The organism is Bacillus sp. JJ864 (assembly GCF_036963045.1).
GTDB classification, from domain to species: domain Bacteria; phylum Bacillota; class Bacilli; order Bacillales; family Bacillaceae_G; genus Bacillus_A; species Bacillus_A pseudomycoides_C.
In genome coordinates this window covers 68,542-70,663 of sequence record NZ_JBALLY010000057.1, presented here as the reverse complement: position 1 = coordinate 70,663, position 2,122 = coordinate 68,542, and the positions used below count along the sequence as shown (strand labels likewise).

General features: G+C 33.9%; 2 protein-coding genes. Both read right to left on the bottom strand.

The genetic code is table 11. The features are described 5' to 3' along the window. Window positions 1–278: 278 nt before the first annotated feature. On the bottom strand, window positions 279–1,454 hold the full coding sequence (locus tag V7024_RS10765) for a tyrosine-type recombinase/integrase (RefSeq protein ID WP_335519428.1): 1,176 nt from the start codon (window positions 1,452–1,454) through the stop codon (window positions 279–281). A gap of 1 nt (window position 1,455) precedes the next feature. Further along, window positions 1,456–2,122, bottom strand: a 667-nt coding sequence (locus tag V7024_RS10760; RefSeq protein ID WP_335519425.1) for a hypothetical protein, incomplete at its 5' end; no start/stop codon positions are given.

The window sequence follows — 2,122 nt, the reverse complement described above, 5'->3', positions numbered from 1 at the left end:
TCGAACCAGCGACCTCCACCCTGTCAAAGTTAATAACCTTTCATGATTATAACAGATAGTAGACGATAAGCTTTGATATATAAGCGTTTTATCAAATCTATACAGGATTAAAAATGTTTGAATCTGATACAAAATTACGACGTCCTGCCCCATTTCTGCCCCAATCCTGCCCCGTGGAGAAGAAGTGTTTAAATCAGTCGTAACAAGGCTTAAAGGTGGATTGTAAATTTAAATAGGATGCAAAAAACACCAAAAAAGAGTGTAACGGCTACTACACTCTAATTTGCTTGCGTGTTCTTTATGGAAGTAATTAAAGATTCTAATTTACTTGATGCCCCTTTATCAGCTGATTGCAACGAGTGGGTGTAAATATCAATTGTTGTATTAATTCTGGAATGGCCTAAACGGCTGGAAATGACCTTCATGTTTTCTCCTGCTTCTAATAGAAGAGTAGCGGACGTATGGCGTAATCCATGAAAGTTAACATGCCGTAGTTCGTGTTTCTTAGTGAATTTGTTCCACTTCTTTGTAATATGACTTGGATATAACGGTTTACCATGCCAAGAAGAAAATACAAAGAAATATTCACCAGCTTCCCATAGATTACCGCAGGATAACCGTTTTTCATTACAATCATTTTTATATCTTTTTAGCTTTTCAATGAGAGAAGCAGGTATAGAGATTGTACGTTTTGATGTTCTCGTTTTCGGCTCTTTTATATAGTATTGGCTATTTGCATATGATACAGCTTGTCGTACTGTTACAGTTCCATCTTCAAGGTTAATATCTTTCCATTCTAAGCCTAATAATTCACCGCGTCTAAAACCTGTCATAATAGCTAATTGGAATAGAATTTGATACATTGTTTCTTCTTGTTCTAAAAGGCTCATAATTTGCCTTGTTTCTTCTAAGTCATAAGGTTCTTTTATTTGATATTCGTCTTTTAGTTTTGTAAGTTTTTCAGCAGGGTTTTTTCTTATCAACTGCCATTCGTGAGCACGTTTAAAAATATTTTTAATAACACGTATTACATAGTTAATCGTAGCAGGAGATAAAGTACCTTCTTTACCATCTTTACGAGTATCACTTTTAAGTTGATCCGCAAGAGTGATTAAGTGCATAGGCTTTATATCTTCTAACTTCATATTTCCAAGAGAAGGTAGGATACGTAATTTTAAATGGCTGCAATACGTTTCATATGTTTGAGGAGATAGGTTATCGATAGCATATTTCTTTTTCCATTCCTCAACAAAGTCTTTAAACAACATTTTTTGTGGTTTTATATACTCACCCGCTTCTATTTCAGCAATAAACAAAGCGAGTTCTTTTTCTGCTTCACGCTTATTCTTTGCTGTAGCCATCCTCGAGCGCCTGATAGGATTACCTTTTTCGTTATAGCCAACAGTTACGCGCATGCGCCAGTTGGTGCCATGCTTTTCGAGAGAACCTTTCAAGTTATTCTCCTCCTTTTCTAAGCCTATAAGTTTCTTGCTTACATGCATTAGAACAATATTTCTGGCGTTTTATTTTCATAAATGGTAACTGACATTTTGGATTAGCACAAATGTTAACAGGAACGTTTGAATTTATTTTATCCCAAAGGTCATAATAAATGGCTGTGATTAGATATCGAGTTTCTCTTTTTTCGGTAATATAGAATCCCATTTTATTTTTTTCAGATTTAATGATTTTATCTATTTTTAAATCTATGCCTTTTGTATATTCTTGTAGTTTCTCAGATAGTATTATACGTCCAATATCAATCATACTCATTTGGTGTAACGCTTGTTCTGAAAAAGACTTTCTTACTGGAGTGTTATCATACCAGTAAATTTCATACCAACCAGCAAAGTTTGTATCGGTAGAAACCTTTATAATATTGTCTTCAATTATATTTTCTGTTTTTTCGTTATTAGTAGACAAGGCTCTGTACAATTTCAGTATTTTAGTGAATTTTTTGATTTCTGAACGCCATAGCTCAAAGGGTTCAAAGTGAGTTCTTTGAAGATTAAGCTCGCCTAAATGAAAATCTGGTAGAAGACCAAGCATTCCGTATTTTTTTGCAAACTGTAAAATGTCTTCATCAGTTTTTAAAGAAATAAACTCATAAGAAATATTATCC